We start from the raw sequence: 14,625 nt of genomic DNA on the forward strand, positions 1-14,625 counted from the left end.
AGGGGTATTAGTCTTTATTGTTTTTACCGAACACCGAGAAATTGATATATCTCTTCGGATTCGCTTTCATATCTTCAATCAATGAATTCAAGTTGGAAGATGCTGAATTCAGGTTATTGTACAATTGCTCATCCTTCATCAGTTTACCTAAACTTCCCTCTCCTTTATCAATTCCACCAATTACCTGGTTCAATTTTCCAACGGTTGCATCAAGATTTGCAATGGTTGTATTCAATTGTTTTGTATCTATACTTTGTGCCAGGTTTCCATATTTATCCAATGTTACCTTTCCACTTTGCATTGTAAGGCTGGCATCATCCAATACTTTCTGAAGCTTAGGATCATTATGTCCCACTAGTGTATTTACGCTTCCTGCAGTAGTTTGTAATGCTCCTACTGTTTTATTAAGGTTTGATAATAATGCTTTGATTTCAGCTCTGTTTTGAGCATCTACAATTTGGTTGGCGTTAGCCATAAGGGAATCTACTCTGTGCAATACTCCCTGTAGCTGATCTTTCACCGGACCTACCTGAGAAGAAAGACTTCCCATCATCCCTAGCTTAAAGGCACCTTGTAATGTATCTCCGTCTTTTGCTGTAACACCTCCATACATTAGGTTTACTCTCATTTCTTTACCTGACATTAATCCAGGTTCGAAGATTTCCAGAGTTGAATTTTTTGAGAATTCAAATTTGTTATCTACCGTAATTTTTACAACAAAACTAATTTTACCATCCTTTGCTGTTTGGGGTATAATTTTATCAACCTGTCCTACTTTAAGACCGTTGATAGATACAGCTGCAGACTGTGCAAGACCTTCTACATTGTCATATTTTGCGTAAAATATATTGTCGGTAGTAAAAAGGCTTTTCCCTTTCATAAATTGAAACAACACCACAAAGCCTACGATAGCTAGAAGTGTAATCACACCAGCTTTTAATTCTTTACTGAACTTCACTTGCTAATTTTTTTCTAATAAGCAAATATAGTACATTTTAAATAAATCTTTTCCTTTATTATTCTGCGTTAAATACAAAAAAAGCGACAAATTTATTTGTCGCTTTTATATTAATGAGATGAATCTCTTATTGTTGCTGATTTCCAACTTTGTTCCAGATCTCGATTCTATAATCCTCAATATCTGCATTATCCTGAAGACTCTTCATCCAAGCCTGTCCGAACATTCCTGCATTTCTTTGAGTAATAGACTCTGTGAACTGCTTAAGGTCACCAGGTTGTTTGTTTACAGTTTCTGATTTTTTGATCAGTACATAAACTCCTGTTCCACCTTCAACCGGGTTAGAAAGTTTTCCTTTCGCAACACCGAATGCAGCTCCTGCAACTTTAGGTTCCATAGCTCCAGCCACTGAAGGGTTCAGCATATTTACCTGAGCTGATTGTTTTGACGTAGCAAACAATTTTGCAATCTGATCTAAGTTTGAAGCTTTTGCTCCTGCAATTTTATCAGAAATTTGTTTTGCAGCCAATTTATTTTTAACAATGACTTCAATCTGATCTCTTACAGATTCAGGGTCTGCAAGACCAGCCTCCTGTTTTCCGTTAAGGTACACTACAATTCTGTCTCCTGTTCCGTCAACTGTAAATAATTCAGTATCTCCTTTAGATCTTTTCTTATCAAAAGCCCAAGCAAGAATTTCTCCGTCTTTTTCAGTTCCTAAGCCCTGAAGCTGACCTTCAAATCTTTTTGCTGCTTTAGGATTAGAGAATTGATAGTTATCTTTCTTAGCAACATTCACGAAATCATTAAATGATTTTCCTTGGATTTGCTGAATGAATTTCTTCGCTTTTCTGTCTGTTTCAGTTTCTGTAGCATCTGAAGCTTTGATTTCCTTTACAAGGTTTGCTACTTTATATCCCATAGATCCGGATTTCTTATCTTCAATATTGATGATATGATAACCGAACTGAGTTTCTACCACCCCTGTTGCTCCTTTAGGATTGTTCGCTAAATAAGTAAGGAATTCCGGTACAAAAGGAGTTTCTGGAGTTGTCCATCCTAAGCTTCCTCCTTGAGCAGCAGAGTTTGGATCGTTAGAAAGCTTAAGAAACTCAGTAAACTTAGCTGGTGTAGCTTTTACTATTGCTCCGATAGAATCTGCTAATTTCTTAGCCTGCTCTTTAGATCTTGTTACACCTTCTCCTGCAGGGCTTCCTTTGAAAGCAATAAGGATATGTCTTGATAATGTAGAATCTGAAGTTTTCTTGTTTACAAGTTTAGAAACTACATAAAAGTTTTGTTCTTTATACGGACCAAATGTTTGTCCTACCGCAGCACTAGCGATCTGACCTTGTATAGTTGCAGGCAATTGCGTAGGCGTTACATATTGAGGATTGAAAGGCATATCAGAATTTGCCATCACAAACATAGAGTCGTTCTTTGTATTCTGGAAGTTTTCAGCTCCTCCACTTGCATCTGTTCCGCCTGAGTACAGTTTTGTAATCTCCTTTAAAGCTGCTGCATCATCTGCTGCACTTGGTTTAGAAGGGAAATATACAATACCGATATTTCTGCTAGGTTCAGCTTTGAACATTACCGGATGCTTCTTGATGTAGTTTGCAAGATCTTCTGTAGATACATTGATCTTCGTTTTCTGAAGATATGCAGCATAATCTACTTTTACAAAGTCGATGTCAGCAAGCTGATCTCTTTCTTTCATCAATTCCTCAGCTTCTTTTTTACCTGTAGTAATCCCTGCTGAAATATTGGTAAACACCTGTCTAGCCATCAATCTGTACTCAATAGTTTTTCTTGTCTTCAACCACTGAGCATATCCTTGAGGATTGGTGTTTTGTAATGTTTCAATTTCTTTTTTAAGCTCTTGAGTTTTAAAGTTACCTTTCTCATCAAAGAACTGTTGATTTTGAGCGAACATCTGATCATACTGGATTTGGTTCCAGAAATAATCATCAGTCATTTCAAAGCCCAATTTCTCAAACTGCTGCTTGATAAGCTTAGATTGTACAAGTAACTGCCAAGCCTGCTCTTCAAGACCGTTTTTTGGACGACCCTGTTGTTCAGCCTGTTGCTGCAGCACGAAAAGCTGATCATTGAACTCTTCGCGGGTGATTTTCTCACCATTTACTTTTCCTAAAACATCAGGATTCTTACCAAAAACCTTGTCGATACTATCTGGGTTCACCAAGAACGCCAAAAGCGCTAAGGCTATTACTCCCATTAAAAGCCAAGGCTTACTCCTAATCTGTCCTAAAATTGCCATTTTATAAATTATAGTTTTTTATCAGTTTGCGAAAATACACATTTTTAAGAAATTAGAGAAACAGAAGTTCTTTATTTTACTTTTAAATCCCAAAGATTATTCAAAAAAGGAAATTTTGACCATATTTTTTAACAAAAAACAAATGGCATAAGTATTGTGCATTTTACTGTATTATAATATGCCACACGTTTTCAGGGCTTATTATTAAAAATCCCTATAACGACTAAAAACGAAAATGACAATTTGTCATTCGATTTATTATGACAGAATTTGAAGATATTAGTTTAGAAGAAATGATCAGCGACGGGTTTGATATCGTAACTGAAGAAATCAATCTTTCCGATTTTGCGGAGACTGATAAAAATTCCGAACAGAAAATATTCCCTATACTTCCTGTAAGAAATATGGTTATGTTCCCTAACGTAGTGATTCCTATTACCGCCGGAAGAAAAACATCGATACAACTTCTTGAGGAAGCACAGAAAAACGGAGATTTCATTGGAATTGTAAGCCAGAAAAATTCGGATCTTGAACAGCCCATGGAGAAGGATATTTATACGACGGGAACACTGGCAAAGATCATTAAGATTATAAAACTGCCTGAAGGCAATATTACAGCTATTACTAAAGGTTTCCATAGATTTAAGATCAAAAAAATTGTTGATAACAAACCTTATTTCAAAGCTGAAATTTCAAAATTAAAGGATACAAAGCCTAAAAATCAGGAAGAATATGAAGCATTGCTGGAAAACATTAAGGAACTTGCTTTAAAAATTATTGAGCTTGATCCGAATATTCCTAATGCGGCTAATTTTGCGATCAAAAACATCAATAATAATGATGATCTTCTGAATTTCATCTGTACCAATGCAAGTTTCCCATCCCTTGAAAAGCAAAGACTGCTTGAAGAGAAGAGCATGATGGAAAGGGCAAATAAATGCTATGAAATGATGCATGAGGATTTCAGAAAACTGGAACTGAGAAACCAGATTCATCAGAAAACTTCAAAGGATCTTGATAAGCAACAGAGAGAATATTTCCTGAACCAACAGATCAGAACCATCCAGGAAGAGTTGGGCGGCGGTCCCGAAAGTGATGTAGAGGATCTTATTGCGAAGGCAAAAACGAAAAAATGGAGCCAGGAAGTAGAAGATCATTTCCAGAAAGAGATTGGCAGATTACAGCGTCAAAACCCTAATTCTCCGGATTATAATGTACAGAGAAATTATCTTGATTTCTTTACAGATCTTCCCTGGGAAACTTATACTAAAGATATTTTTGATATTGCTAAGGCTGAAAAAGTTTTAGATAAAGCGCATTTCGGATTAGAAGACATCAAAAAAAGAATATTGGAGCACATGGCTGTTTTAAAGTTAAAAAATAACATGAAGTCTCCTATTTTATTGTTGGTAGGACCTCCGGGAGTAGGTAAAACATCATTAGGAAAGTCGATTGCTGATTCTTTAGGAAGAAAATATGTAAGATTATCTTTAGGGGGTCTGCATGACGAAAGTGAAATCCGCGGACATAGAAAAACATATATCGGAGCGATGGCTGGAAGAATTTTGCAGTCTATCAAAAAATCAGGGACCTCAAATCCGGTAATTGTTCTTGATGAGATCGATAAAATCGGGCAAGGTCTTCATGGAGACCCGAGCTCTGCACTTTTAGAAGTTCTTGATCCTGAACAAAATAAGTCTTTCTACGACAATTTCCTGGAAATGGGTTACGATTTATCAAAAGTGATGTTTATTGCTACAGCCAATTCACTTTCGACGATACAAACTCCTCTTTTGGACAGAACGGAAATCATCCAGATTGCCGGATATACACTGGAGGAAAAAATTGAGATTGCGAAGAGACATTTAATTAAAAAACAACAGGAGGAAAATGGTTTGGATGCTAAGTCATTCAAGCTTGGAAACCCTGAACTTAAACATATCATCGAAGCACACACTTCTGAAAGTGGCGTAAGGACTTTGGAAAAAAGAATTGCTGCCATTGCAAGATGGGTTGCGTTACAGACAGCTTTGGTAAAAGAATATGATCCTAAAATATCCCTTGAAAAGGTAGACGAGATCCTTGGCGTTCCAAGACCGAAAAGTTTATCGGAAATCACAGGGGTTCCGGGTGTAGTTACAGGTCTTGCCTGGACAAGTGTGGGAGGAGATATTTTATATATCGAAAGTATATTAAGCAACGGAAAAGGAACTTTAACAATGACCGGAAACCTGGGAACTGTAATGAAGGAATCTGCAACAATTGCTTTGGAGTATATTAAGGCTAAACATGATGAATTGGGAATCGCTCAGGAAGATCTTGATAAAAAAAATATTCACGTTCATGTTCCTGAAGGTGCTACTCCTAAAGACGGACCTTCTGCGGGTATTGCCATGCTAACGTCTATGGTTTCTTCTTTTAAAAATAAAAAGATAAAGCCCCATCTTGCCATGACCGGAGAGATTACTTTAAGAGGAAAAGTACTTCCTGTAGGCGGAATTAAGGAAAAACTTCTTGCTGCTACAAGAGCGGGAGTAAAGGATGTGATTCTTTGTGAGGCTAACAGAAAAGATGTAGAAGAGATCAAAAAAGATTATTTAAAGAATCTGAAAGTACACTACGTCAGCAGAATGGAAGAGGTAATAGAGATTGCCATCGAAAAATAATTCAACTTATTAACATATCAACTTCTCAATAAGGAAACACGTTTTGAATTTCAGAACGTGTTTCTGCTTTTTATATTCTATTTAGGAACGAAATTTGATCAGCAGAAAGAAAAAATTGTTAGGGATTGAATAAAAAGCATGTCAGTTCACTAGGTTTTTCTTAATTTTATTCCACACTGCAGATTTTTAGATTATGAATTTTCTTAGACTTCCTTTCCTTGTCAAGCTCACCCTGGTTGTTATTTCAATCATTGGACTCGGCTATCTTTTAGCATTGGGGCAAAGTATTTTAGCTCCTTTCTTCCTTGCATTTTTAATGGCAATGCTGTTTTTACCGGCAGCTACATTCATGGAAAGAAAATTAAGATTTCCAAGATCTGTCTCAACGATGACATCGGTTTTTATCATGTTGATTATTTTAAGTGGGATCATCTACTTTTTTACAACTCAGCTGTCTGATTTCAGCAAGGACATCCCTCATCTCAAAGAACAGTTTACAACAGTATTTGAAGGTCTTCAGCATTGGGTTTCGAAAACGTTTAATGTAAAAGTGGATGAGCAGGTAGATTATATCAATCAAGGACTGAATAAGCTTTTATCTTCATCTGGAGCAATTCTTGGTTTCACTTTCGGGATATTTTCAACCGGATTTGGTTTCATTATATTCTTTACTTTATTTTTCATCTTCATTTTAAACTACAGAAGGCTTTTAAACAATTTTATTGTTACGGTTTTCAATGAAAGACATAAAGCAAGTGTACAGGAGGCTGTAAATGAGATCCGAGTTATGACCAAAAAATATATCTTCGGATTATTTCTTCAGGTGATCATTGTATCAGTTCTTACTTCGATTCTTCTTACGATTTTAGGTGTAAAATATGCCATTCTTCTGGCAGTTCTTACCGGTCTTCTGAATGTGATTCCTTATCTTGGAATATTTATATCTCTTTTAATTTCCTGTTTTATAGCTTTTGCAACATCCAGTCCTTCAACTTGCATTTATGTAGCAATGGGTTATATTGCTGTACATGCTGTGGACGGAAATATTGTTTTACCTTTTGTAGTAGGGTCAAAAGTAAAGATCAATGCTTTATTTTCATTCATCGGAATCCTGTTGGGAGAACACCTTTGGGGTATTGCAGGGATGTTTCTATGTATTCCCGCGATTGCTATCATCAAGATTATCTGTGAGCGTGTAGATGATCTAAGACCTTGGGGAAAATTACTCGGTGAAGAAGAAAAACCCAATAAGAAGAAAAAGAGTTACAAAATCTCTAAGAATATTACTTTGAAAGAAATGGACTAGTTCTTTAATGATTAAGTAATAACTATAAAAATAATAAGGCTGCTTTTTTCAAGCAGCCTTACGTTATTTATACCTCTTATACACCCCATGCGCAAAGTGGTCTCATTCCGTTCGGACAGGATTCTTCACAAGGAATATAAGATTGATTGTCATGACAATATCCAAGGTTAGGATCTGTTCCGCCTCCGCCTCCAGAACCTCCTCCTAAACAAGGATCTCCAGGCGGTATTTTACATGGACACCCCACTGGTCCGATATCACATAATTCGATACGTCCACCTCCCTGAATTTCTCTCAAGTCTGTGCGATTCAATTTTTTAAGATTTTTAAACATAGTTATAAGTTTTATTGTATTCCAAATATAAATAATAAAACAATACAGAACTTAAAATTATCTATTAACCAATTTAATATTATTATTTATTTATAAAATCACAATAAAATTGCATTTTTATTTTACATTTGATATAAAATATTTAATATGAAAATTTTAAAATTCATCATCTGCCTTTTATTCGGAATTATGTTTATCAACGCGGGATTAGATAAATTTTTTCATTACAATCCTGCTCCTCCACTTACTGAGGCACAAATGAAAATATATTCTGCATTCGGAGAAATCGGATGGCTATTACCATTAGTGGGTGTTGTAGAAGTAATAGGAGGGCTATTATTTATCTTTCCAAAAACAAGAGCATTAGGCGCAATCATTATTCTGCCTGTATTGACGGGAATCTTGATTCATAATGTATACAGAGATCCATCAACTGCAGGTATTTGTATCTCCGGGATATTATTTGTCATTAATATCTGGATATTGATTGACAACAGAGAGAAATACAAAGCTTTGGTCGGATAAATGAGGATTGATAGTTTCTATCAATCTTCACTTACTATTATCATTTACACAAATGCGCTGAATCCCGTAATCGATCTTCCTACGATGAGCGAGTTGATTTCTTTTGTTCCTTCGTAAGAATAAATCGCTTCAGCATCCGCTACAAATCTTGCGACATCATATTCCAGAAGAATCCCATTTCCGCCCATCACTTCCCGGGCTCTGGAAACAATATCACGCGTTCTTAATGTACAGAATACTTTTGCCAAAGAAGCATGTTCATCTTTTAAAATGCCTTCATCCTGCATTTCCGATAATCTGAACACCATGGTTTGCATCGCTGTAAGATTGGATAACATTTCTACCAGATGCCCCTGAATCATCTGGAATGAAGCAATAGGTTTACCGAATTGTTCTCTAGTCCGAGTATAGGCTAAAGCGCTTTCATAAGCTCCTCTTGCACATCCTGTTGCCATCCATGCCACTCCGGCTCTTGTCATTCTCAATACTTTTCCTGTATCTTTAAATGAATTGGCATTTTGTAAGCGGTTTTCTTCTGTAATCACACAGTCTTTCAATGTGATTAATCCGTTCTGAACAATGCGAAGAGCCATTTTTCCTTTGATTTTCTCTACAGAATATCCAGGATTATCTTTTTCTACAATAAAGCCTTTTACTTCTCCGCTATCTAAATCTCTAGCCCAAATGATCACCAGATCTGCAAAAGTGGCATTTCCTATCCATTTTTTCTGCCCATTTAACACCCAGCCTTCTTCTGTCTTTTTACATGTTACGGTAAGTCCTCCTGCCGCTCCTGAACCTACCTCCGGTTCTGTAAGACCAAAAGCTCCTATTTTTTCGAATTTTTGCATTTGTGGAAGCCATTTTTGCTTTTGTTCTTCTGAGCCACAGATGTAGATAGAACCCATTGCCAACCCGGATTGTACTCCGAAAAAAGTAGCAATAGAGGCATCAATTCTTGCCATTTCCATCGCAATAACTCCTTCCATCAGAAAAGGCATTCCTGGACAGCCATATCCTTCGTAGGTAACTCCGCAGATATCCAGTTTTTGAAATTTAGGAATCAATTCAAAAGGAAATTCGTCTCTGAGCCAGTAATGATTTACTAAAGGTTTTACTTCTTTTTCCATAAAAGCTCTTACTTTCAGTTGAATTTCTCTTTGCTCAGGGCTTAAAGTATGGTATATATCATAAAAGTCGCCATCAATAGGAGGAAGCTCTTTCTTTTTCTTATCGGTATCCAGCATTTTCATGAGTCCGGAGAGCTGTTTATCATCTAGTTTTGAAAAATTATGCATCAGCTTAGGTAAATCTACTTTTTGAGAAATGGCACTTAGCTGATCGAAATCTATGGAAGTAAACAACCCAATAGCATTTCTGATTTTAGAAAAGGTATTTGACATAATGATAATTGTGATTTTGGTTTGTAAAAAGATAAGCAAAAATTACTCCGAAAACAAAAGCATACATTTTCCGCTATTTTACAAATCAATGATATTCAAGTAATTAAAATACAAAATTACCTTTACAAGTTTTTTACGTCTAATTTTCAAAAGTTACAAAGTATCCTTTCTGAACTTTGACTCAAGCAAAATCTCAAAAATCTTACGCTATGAAAACAACTTACATCAAATTATCATTATCAGCAGTTCTTTTATTAGGAATTTATTCATGTAAAAAAATGGATGCGTCTTCCGAAAGTGAACTTAAAAGCTATGAAGTTGCAGATTCTGCAGCAGCGACAATAGCAGACAGTGTTTCCTCTGCTGCCAGCATGGAAGTAAAAGATAAAAAGTTTATCAAAACAGCTGACATCAATATGGAAGTGAAGGATGTTTATAATGCGACCATTTCAATTGAAAAATCTGTTCAGGAACTTGGAGGTTTTGTTACCAAAAGTAATCTTCAAAGTAATGTAATGTCTGAAGAAACTTACAATACGTCTGATACGGAAGCAATGCTCATTAAAAAATATCAGACTGAAAACACAATGCAGGTGCGAGTTCCTACTGAAAAACTAGGTGACTTTTTAACCTCCATTAATACCAATAAATTATTTCTTAATTCAAGATCCATTAATGCGGAAGATGTAACTGCTAATATTAAATATTCGGAACTGGAAGCGAAAAGAAATCAACAGACTTCTGAAAATATCGAAAAGATAAAAACGAATAAAGATAAAGTAGCCCTTGATAATGACAACATGGCTGAAGGAAATCTTCAAAAACTCAATGTCATGAACATGGCTGATCATCTTAAATACAGCACTGTTGATATTTATATCAAGGAACCTAAGCTTCGTATTGCAGAAATTGCAGTCACCAATACAAAAAGTATTGACAATAAATACAGATATAATTTTATCTATGATGCAAAAGACGGGTTTGTGTATGGGTTTTATTTAATACAGAAAATCATTGTAGGACTTATCAATATCTGGCCAATTTTAATAATCGCAGGAGCATTGGTTTATTTTTTAAGAAAAAGAAAATCAGTAAAACCTGAGCTCCCAAAAAGCCAAGACTAAGCGCATCTAACCAAATGGTTATCAACATAATTTTAGATTTTACAACCTCCTGTTTGCGGGAGGTTTTTATTTTTTTCAAAAAAAACTGTAACGATTATAATACTCCCCTTACCTACTGTTTAAAAGAACAGAAAATCAAAAAATCAATAATATGAAAACTTTAATTAAACTTGGATTTGCCGCATTATTATCAATGAGTTCTATCACTACAAACGCACAAAAAAAAGAACACAGACAACAACAGTCTTCTATGGGAAGTATCCGGAAATGGTCTTTCGAAACCATCCTATATTGCAGGAACATTTCATGTCTTATGCAGCAAAGATTTCGAGATCAAACCTAAGGTTTGGAATGCACTCAACAAGGCTGAGAATTTTGTAATGGAAATTAATTATACAGATCAAAACGAAATGCTTGCTATGCAGAAAATGATGAATGCAGATCAAAAAATATCTGAACAATTGACACCGGCAGAAGCTACAGAACTGAATAATGTACTTGCAGATTACGGAACTGATCTGAAGAAAGTAGATAACCACAGCCCACAGGCACTATATACTCTTATTGCAACGAAAGCGATTCCCTGCCCTCAAAATGAAGTGAAAATGTATGAAATCGAATTGTTAAAAAAAGCACTGGAAGAGAAAAAAAGGATAGCTGGTCTGGAAAAAGTAAATGATCAGATCTATGCAATAGGAAAAGCATACAATCTGAAAGAAACAATATCCCAGCTAAAGCTTGGTAATGAATACAGTATTGCATCCAAAAAAATGACTGAAGCATTTAAAAATGAAAATCTGAAAGATCTCGACCAGCTTATCAAAGATCCAAGATTTATGAATAAGGAACAGGAAAAATATGTTTTAACTGACCGAAATAATAAATGGGTAGAAACAATGCCACAAATCATGAAGGATAAAAGTACTTTCTTTGCAGTGGGAAGCGGACACCTTTTGGGAGAAAATGGATTAATTCATCTCCTGAAATCAAAAGGATACACCGTAAAGCCAGTGACTCAATAATCATCAACCTAACCATGAAATTACTGTGAGTAATCCAACTGAAACCGCCTTTCTAAAGCTTGTTAATCAGCACAAAGGTATTTTATACAAAGCTTCCCGGATCTATGCAGATTCTCTGGAAGACCGGGAAGATCTCCAGCAGGAAATCCTCATCCAGCTTTGGAAATCTTATCAAAACTTTAAAGGAAACAGCGAATTTTCCACATGGATGTATCGTGTCGCTATCAATACTGCGATTACTTTTTTAAAAAAGGAAAAACAGAGGTCTAAAAACCATGCGGATACTCCACAACATTTTGAGGTACAACAAGAGGATTATAACCCAGCCAAGGATAAGCAACTTGAAATTTTCTACCATGCCGTACAGGAACTTAATTCCCTGGAAAAAGCCGTCATATTTTATTTCATGGAAGGAATGTCACATAAAGAAATCGGAAGTAATCTTGGATTAAGTGAAGGAAATGCACGGGTAAAACTCAACAGAACAAAAGAAAAAATACAACAAATCATAAAAAAATCAGGTTATGAACTTTGATCAATTAAAAGAACAATGGAATAATGAGGACGGAAACGTTAATATTCCTGACAATATAGAACAGCTAAAGGAAAGTAAACATCCTATTGAAAAAATTCAGAAAAGTATGAAAAAGGAATTTCCAATGCAGGTGATTGCTATTATTCTGATCGGGCTTTTCCCTTTTCAACTAGGTTTCCCGACATCACAATATATTATTTATTATATATCTTACACCATGATGGTGGTTATATCAACATATTATCTGTATGGATTTTATAAATTTTATAAACAAACGGAGCTTTACACAGGAAACACCAAAAACAGCCTTTGGAAGATCTACCACGAGCTTAGATTGAATATGGAAAGATACCAGTCATTCGGGTTTTTACTGCTTCCACACTTCTTGGTTACTATTGGATTGGCAATTTATAATGTTTTGGAGAAAAAAGGAAAAAGCCTTTCTGAGCTCACAAATACAAGTCAGTCAGCCTTAATTCTTGCTGTTTTAATAGGGACCCTATCCGTAGTTGTAAGTGTAATTCTATGGACAAAATACTTCTATGGAAGACATGCTAAACAATTAGAAAATATTCTGAATGAAATGGATGAATAATTTTTCGAAAAAACATTTTTAAGAAGGTAAAAATAAACCTCAGAGCAATTCTGAGGTTTTGTTTTTTAAAAAATTGTTATTTATCATCATCAAATTTATCTGAGGTTTTATTTTTCCTTAAATTTGCAGATCAGAAATAAAGTGTTATGGATTTCTAAAGATTTGATCCGATATACTCTTTTCTGAACTATAAATTCCCAAAACATGCTATCAAAAATAAACCCAATACAAACCAACAGCTGGAAAGCCCTTGACGAACATTTTGCAGGAAGTGACCTTGAACTAAGAAGTCTGTTCCAGTATAACCCAAACCGTTTTAATGAATTCTCTTTACAAAAGGATAACTACCTTTTTGATTATTCTAAAAACCTGATCGATTCCAGAACTAAAGATCTTTTATTGCAACTGGCAGAAGAATGCCAGCTTAAAGATGCTATTGCAAAGATGTTTTCCGGGGATAAAATCAATGAAACCGAAGGAAGAGCAGTACTTCATACCGCATTAAGAGATTTTTCAGATCGTGAAATTTTGGTAGACGGGGAAAATATAAAGCCACAGATCAAAAGAGTACTGGATCACATGAAAGCTTTCTCTGAAAAGATTATTTCTGGAGAGCATAAAGGTTTCAGTGGAAAAGACATTACCGATGTTGTGAATATCGGAATCGGAGGTTCTGACCTTGGTCCGGTGATGGTGTGTTCTGCTTTAAAGCATTTTAAAACAAGACTTAACGTTCACTTTGTATCGAATGTGGACGGAAATCATATTGCAGAGGTTGTGAAAAACCTTAATCCTGAAACTACATTATTCATCGTTGCTTCCAAAACATTTACCACTCAGGAAACAATGACTAATGCAAATTCTGCTAAAGACTGGTTCTTAAAGGCAGGAAAACAGGAAGACGTAGCAAAACACTTTGTTGCTTTATCTACCAATATTGAAGCTGTAAAAAACTTCGGAATCGCGGAAGAAAACATTTTCGAATTCTGGGACTGGGTAGGCGGAAGATACTCTCTTTGGAGTGCAATCGGTCTAAGCATCGTATTGGCAGTAGGATATGAAAACTTTGAACAGCTTTTAAAAGGAGCTTTTGATACGGATCAACATTTTCAGACTGCAGATTTTTCTGAAAACGTTCCGGTATTAATGGGACTTTTGGGAATCTGGTATCGTAATTTCTATGCCGCAACAAGCTATGCTATTCTTCCTTACTCACAATATCTTGACAGATTTGCTGCTTATCTTCAACAGGGAGATATGGAAAGCAATGGCAAATGTGTAGACAGAAACGGAGAATTCGTAGAATATGAAACAGGACCAATCATCTGGGGAGAGCCTGGAACGAACGGACAGCATGCTTTTTATCAATTGATTCACCAGGGTACAGAATTGATTCCTGCAGATTTTATTGCATACGCGAAAAGCAGTAATAAAGTTTCTGATCATCAGGATAAATTATTAGCAAACTTCTTCGCTCAGACAGAAGCTCTTGCCTTCGGTAAAACAGAAGAAGAAGTGGAAGAAGAGCTTACTAATGCAGGAAAATCCGATGAAGAAATTGACAGACTATTAAACTTCAAGGTCTTCCATGGAAACACGCCTACTAACTCTATATTATTCAAGGAATTAACTCCTTTTTCATTAGGACAATTAATTGCTCTGTATGAACATAAAATCTTCGTTCAGGGGGTTATATGGAATATTTTCAGCTTCGATCAGTTTGGTGTTGAACTAGGTAAAGTACTGGCTAATAAAATATTACCTGAGCTTGAAAGCAATGAGACCATAAATTCACATGATAGTTCTACCAATGGATTGATTAACTATTATAAAGAATTTAAATAGTAAAAAAGAAAGTAAAAATAAATCTAAATAA

The 14,625-nt window shown here is 35.5% G+C and carries 13 protein-coding genes; 9 read left to right on the top strand and 4 right to left on the bottom strand.

Annotated elements, in window-relative coordinates; genetic code table 11:
* Positions 1-7 precede the first annotated feature (7 nt).
* Positions 8-958, bottom strand: coding sequence for an MlaD family protein (locus AC5YGG_RS14880; protein WP_496145252.1), 951 nt, complete (start codon positions 956-958; stop codon positions 8-10).
* A gap of 127 nt (positions 959-1,085) precedes the next feature.
* A complete protein-coding gene (locus AC5YGG_RS14885; protein ID WP_496145253.1) occupies positions 1,086-3,239 on the bottom strand; it encodes a peptidylprolyl isomerase in 2,154 nt (717 codons plus the stop codon).
* Between the two features lie 260 nt (positions 3,240-3,499).
* Here AC5YGG_RS14885 and lon point away from each other — a divergent pair, with 260 nt between their 5' ends.
* The gene (gene lon / locus AC5YGG_RS14890) at positions 3,500-5,905 is read left to right on the top strand and encodes an endopeptidase La (protein WP_496145254.1); all 2,406 of its coding nucleotides are present in this window, start codon (positions 3,500-3,502) and stop codon (positions 5,903-5,905) included.
* Positions 5,906-6,098: 193 nt separating this feature from the next.
* Positions 6,099-7,211 (top strand): AI-2E family transporter, encoded by a 1,113-nt coding sequence (locus tag AC5YGG_RS14895; protein ID WP_496145255.1) that lies wholly within the window; start codon positions 6,099-6,101, stop codon positions 7,209-7,211.
* 76 nt (positions 7,212-7,287) lie between these two features.
* Here AC5YGG_RS14895 and AC5YGG_RS14900 read toward each other — a convergent pair whose 3' ends face one another.
* Entirely contained in the window at positions 7,288-7,545 is a 258-nt protein-coding gene (locus AC5YGG_RS14900) for a bacteriocin-like protein (RefSeq protein ID WP_496145256.1), read from the bottom strand.
* 147 nt (positions 7,546-7,692) lie between these two features.
* Here AC5YGG_RS14900 and AC5YGG_RS14905 point away from each other — a divergent pair, with 147 nt between their 5' ends.
* Positions 7,693-8,070 (top strand): MauE/DoxX family redox-associated membrane protein, encoded by a 378-nt coding sequence (locus AC5YGG_RS14905; protein WP_496145257.1) that lies wholly within the window; start codon positions 7,693-7,695, stop codon positions 8,068-8,070.
* Between the two features lie 44 nt (positions 8,071-8,114).
* On the opposite strand, the gene AC5YGG_RS14910 is transcribed toward AC5YGG_RS14905, so the two are convergent.
* Complete coding sequence (locus AC5YGG_RS14910) at positions 8,115-9,473, bottom strand: acyl-CoA dehydrogenase family protein (RefSeq protein WP_496145258.1); 1,359 nt, start codon at positions 9,471-9,473, stop codon at positions 8,115-8,117.
* Between the two features lie 209 nt (positions 9,474-9,682).
* On the opposite strand from AC5YGG_RS14910, the gene AC5YGG_RS14915 reads away from it, so the two are divergent.
* The 6 genes from AC5YGG_RS14915 to pgi all read left to right on the top strand — a co-directional run bounded on the left by AC5YGG_RS14915 (position 9,683) and on the right by pgi (position 14,594).
* Positions 9,683-10,597: a DUF4349 domain-containing protein gene (locus AC5YGG_RS14915; RefSeq protein ID WP_496145259.1), complete on the top strand. Its 915-nt coding sequence runs from the start codon at positions 9,683-9,685 to the stop codon at positions 10,595-10,597.
* A gap of 151 nt (positions 10,598-10,748) precedes the next feature.
* The gene (locus AC5YGG_RS14920; RefSeq protein WP_496145260.1) at positions 10,749-10,940 is read left to right on the top strand and encodes a hypothetical protein; all 192 of its coding nucleotides are present in this window, start codon (positions 10,749-10,751) and stop codon (positions 10,938-10,940) included.
* Positions 10,888-11,619: a TraB/GumN family protein gene (locus AC5YGG_RS14925; protein ID WP_496145364.1), complete on the top strand. Its 732-nt coding sequence runs from the start codon at positions 10,888-10,890 to the stop codon at positions 11,617-11,619. Before AC5YGG_RS14920 ends, AC5YGG_RS14925 begins: the two co-directional genes overlap by 53 nt.
* Before the next feature lie 25 nt (positions 11,620-11,644).
* The gene (locus AC5YGG_RS14930) at positions 11,645-12,154 is read left to right on the top strand and encodes an RNA polymerase sigma factor (RefSeq protein ID WP_496145261.1); all 510 of its coding nucleotides are present in this window, start codon (positions 11,645-11,647) and stop codon (positions 12,152-12,154) included.
* Complete coding sequence (locus tag AC5YGG_RS14935; protein ID WP_496145262.1) at positions 12,144-12,749, top strand: hypothetical protein; 606 nt, start codon at positions 12,144-12,146, stop codon at positions 12,747-12,749. The genes AC5YGG_RS14930 and AC5YGG_RS14935 overlap by 11 nt, the downstream gene beginning before the upstream one ends.
* Before the next feature lie 204 nt (positions 12,750-12,953).
* The gene (gene pgi / locus AC5YGG_RS14940; RefSeq protein WP_496145263.1) at positions 12,954-14,594 is read left to right on the top strand and encodes a glucose-6-phosphate isomerase; all 1,641 of its coding nucleotides are present in this window, start codon (positions 12,954-12,956) and stop codon (positions 14,592-14,594) included.
* Positions 14,595-14,625 lie beyond the last annotated feature (31 nt).

The organism is Chryseobacterium sp. CS2K3, assembly GCF_059515185.1.

What these genes read in the sequence shown, in the direction of transcription:
- AC5YGG_RS14905 (WP_496145257.1), top strand. Translation starts at nt 7,693, where the DNA reads ATGAAAATTTTAAAATTCATCATCTGCCTTTTATTCGGAATTATGTTT.
- AC5YGG_RS14920 (WP_496145260.1), top strand. Translation starts at nt 10,749, where the DNA reads ATGAAAACTTTAATTAAACTTGGATTTGCCGCATTATTATCAATGAGT.
- AC5YGG_RS14935 (WP_496145262.1), top strand. Translation starts at nt 12,144, where the DNA reads ATGAACTTTGATCAATTAAAAGAACAATGGAATAATGAGGACGGAAAC.
- AC5YGG_RS14895 (WP_496145255.1), top strand. Translation starts at nt 6,099, where the DNA reads ATGAATTTTCTTAGACTTCCTTTCCTTGTCAAGCTCACCCTGGTTGTT.
- lon (WP_496145254.1), top strand. Translation starts at nt 3,500, where the DNA reads ATGACAGAATTTGAAGATATTAGTTTAGAAGAAATGATCAGCGACGGG.
- AC5YGG_RS14885 (WP_496145253.1), bottom strand. Translation starts at nt 3,239, where the DNA reads ATGGCAATTTTAGGACAGATTAGGAGTAAGCCTTGGCTTTTAATGGGA.
- AC5YGG_RS14915 (WP_496145259.1), top strand. Translation starts at nt 9,683, where the DNA reads ATGAAAACAACTTACATCAAATTATCATTATCAGCAGTTCTTTTATTA.
- AC5YGG_RS14900 (WP_496145256.1), bottom strand. Translation starts at nt 7,545, where the DNA reads ATGTTTAAAAATCTTAAAAAATTGAATCGCACAGACTTGAGAGAAATT.
- AC5YGG_RS14910 (WP_496145258.1), bottom strand. Translation starts at nt 9,473, where the DNA reads ATGTCAAATACCTTTTCTAAAATCAGAAATGCTATTGGGTTGTTTACT.
- pgi (WP_496145263.1), top strand. Translation starts at nt 12,954, where the DNA reads ATGCTATCAAAAATAAACCCAATACAAACCAACAGCTGGAAAGCCCTT.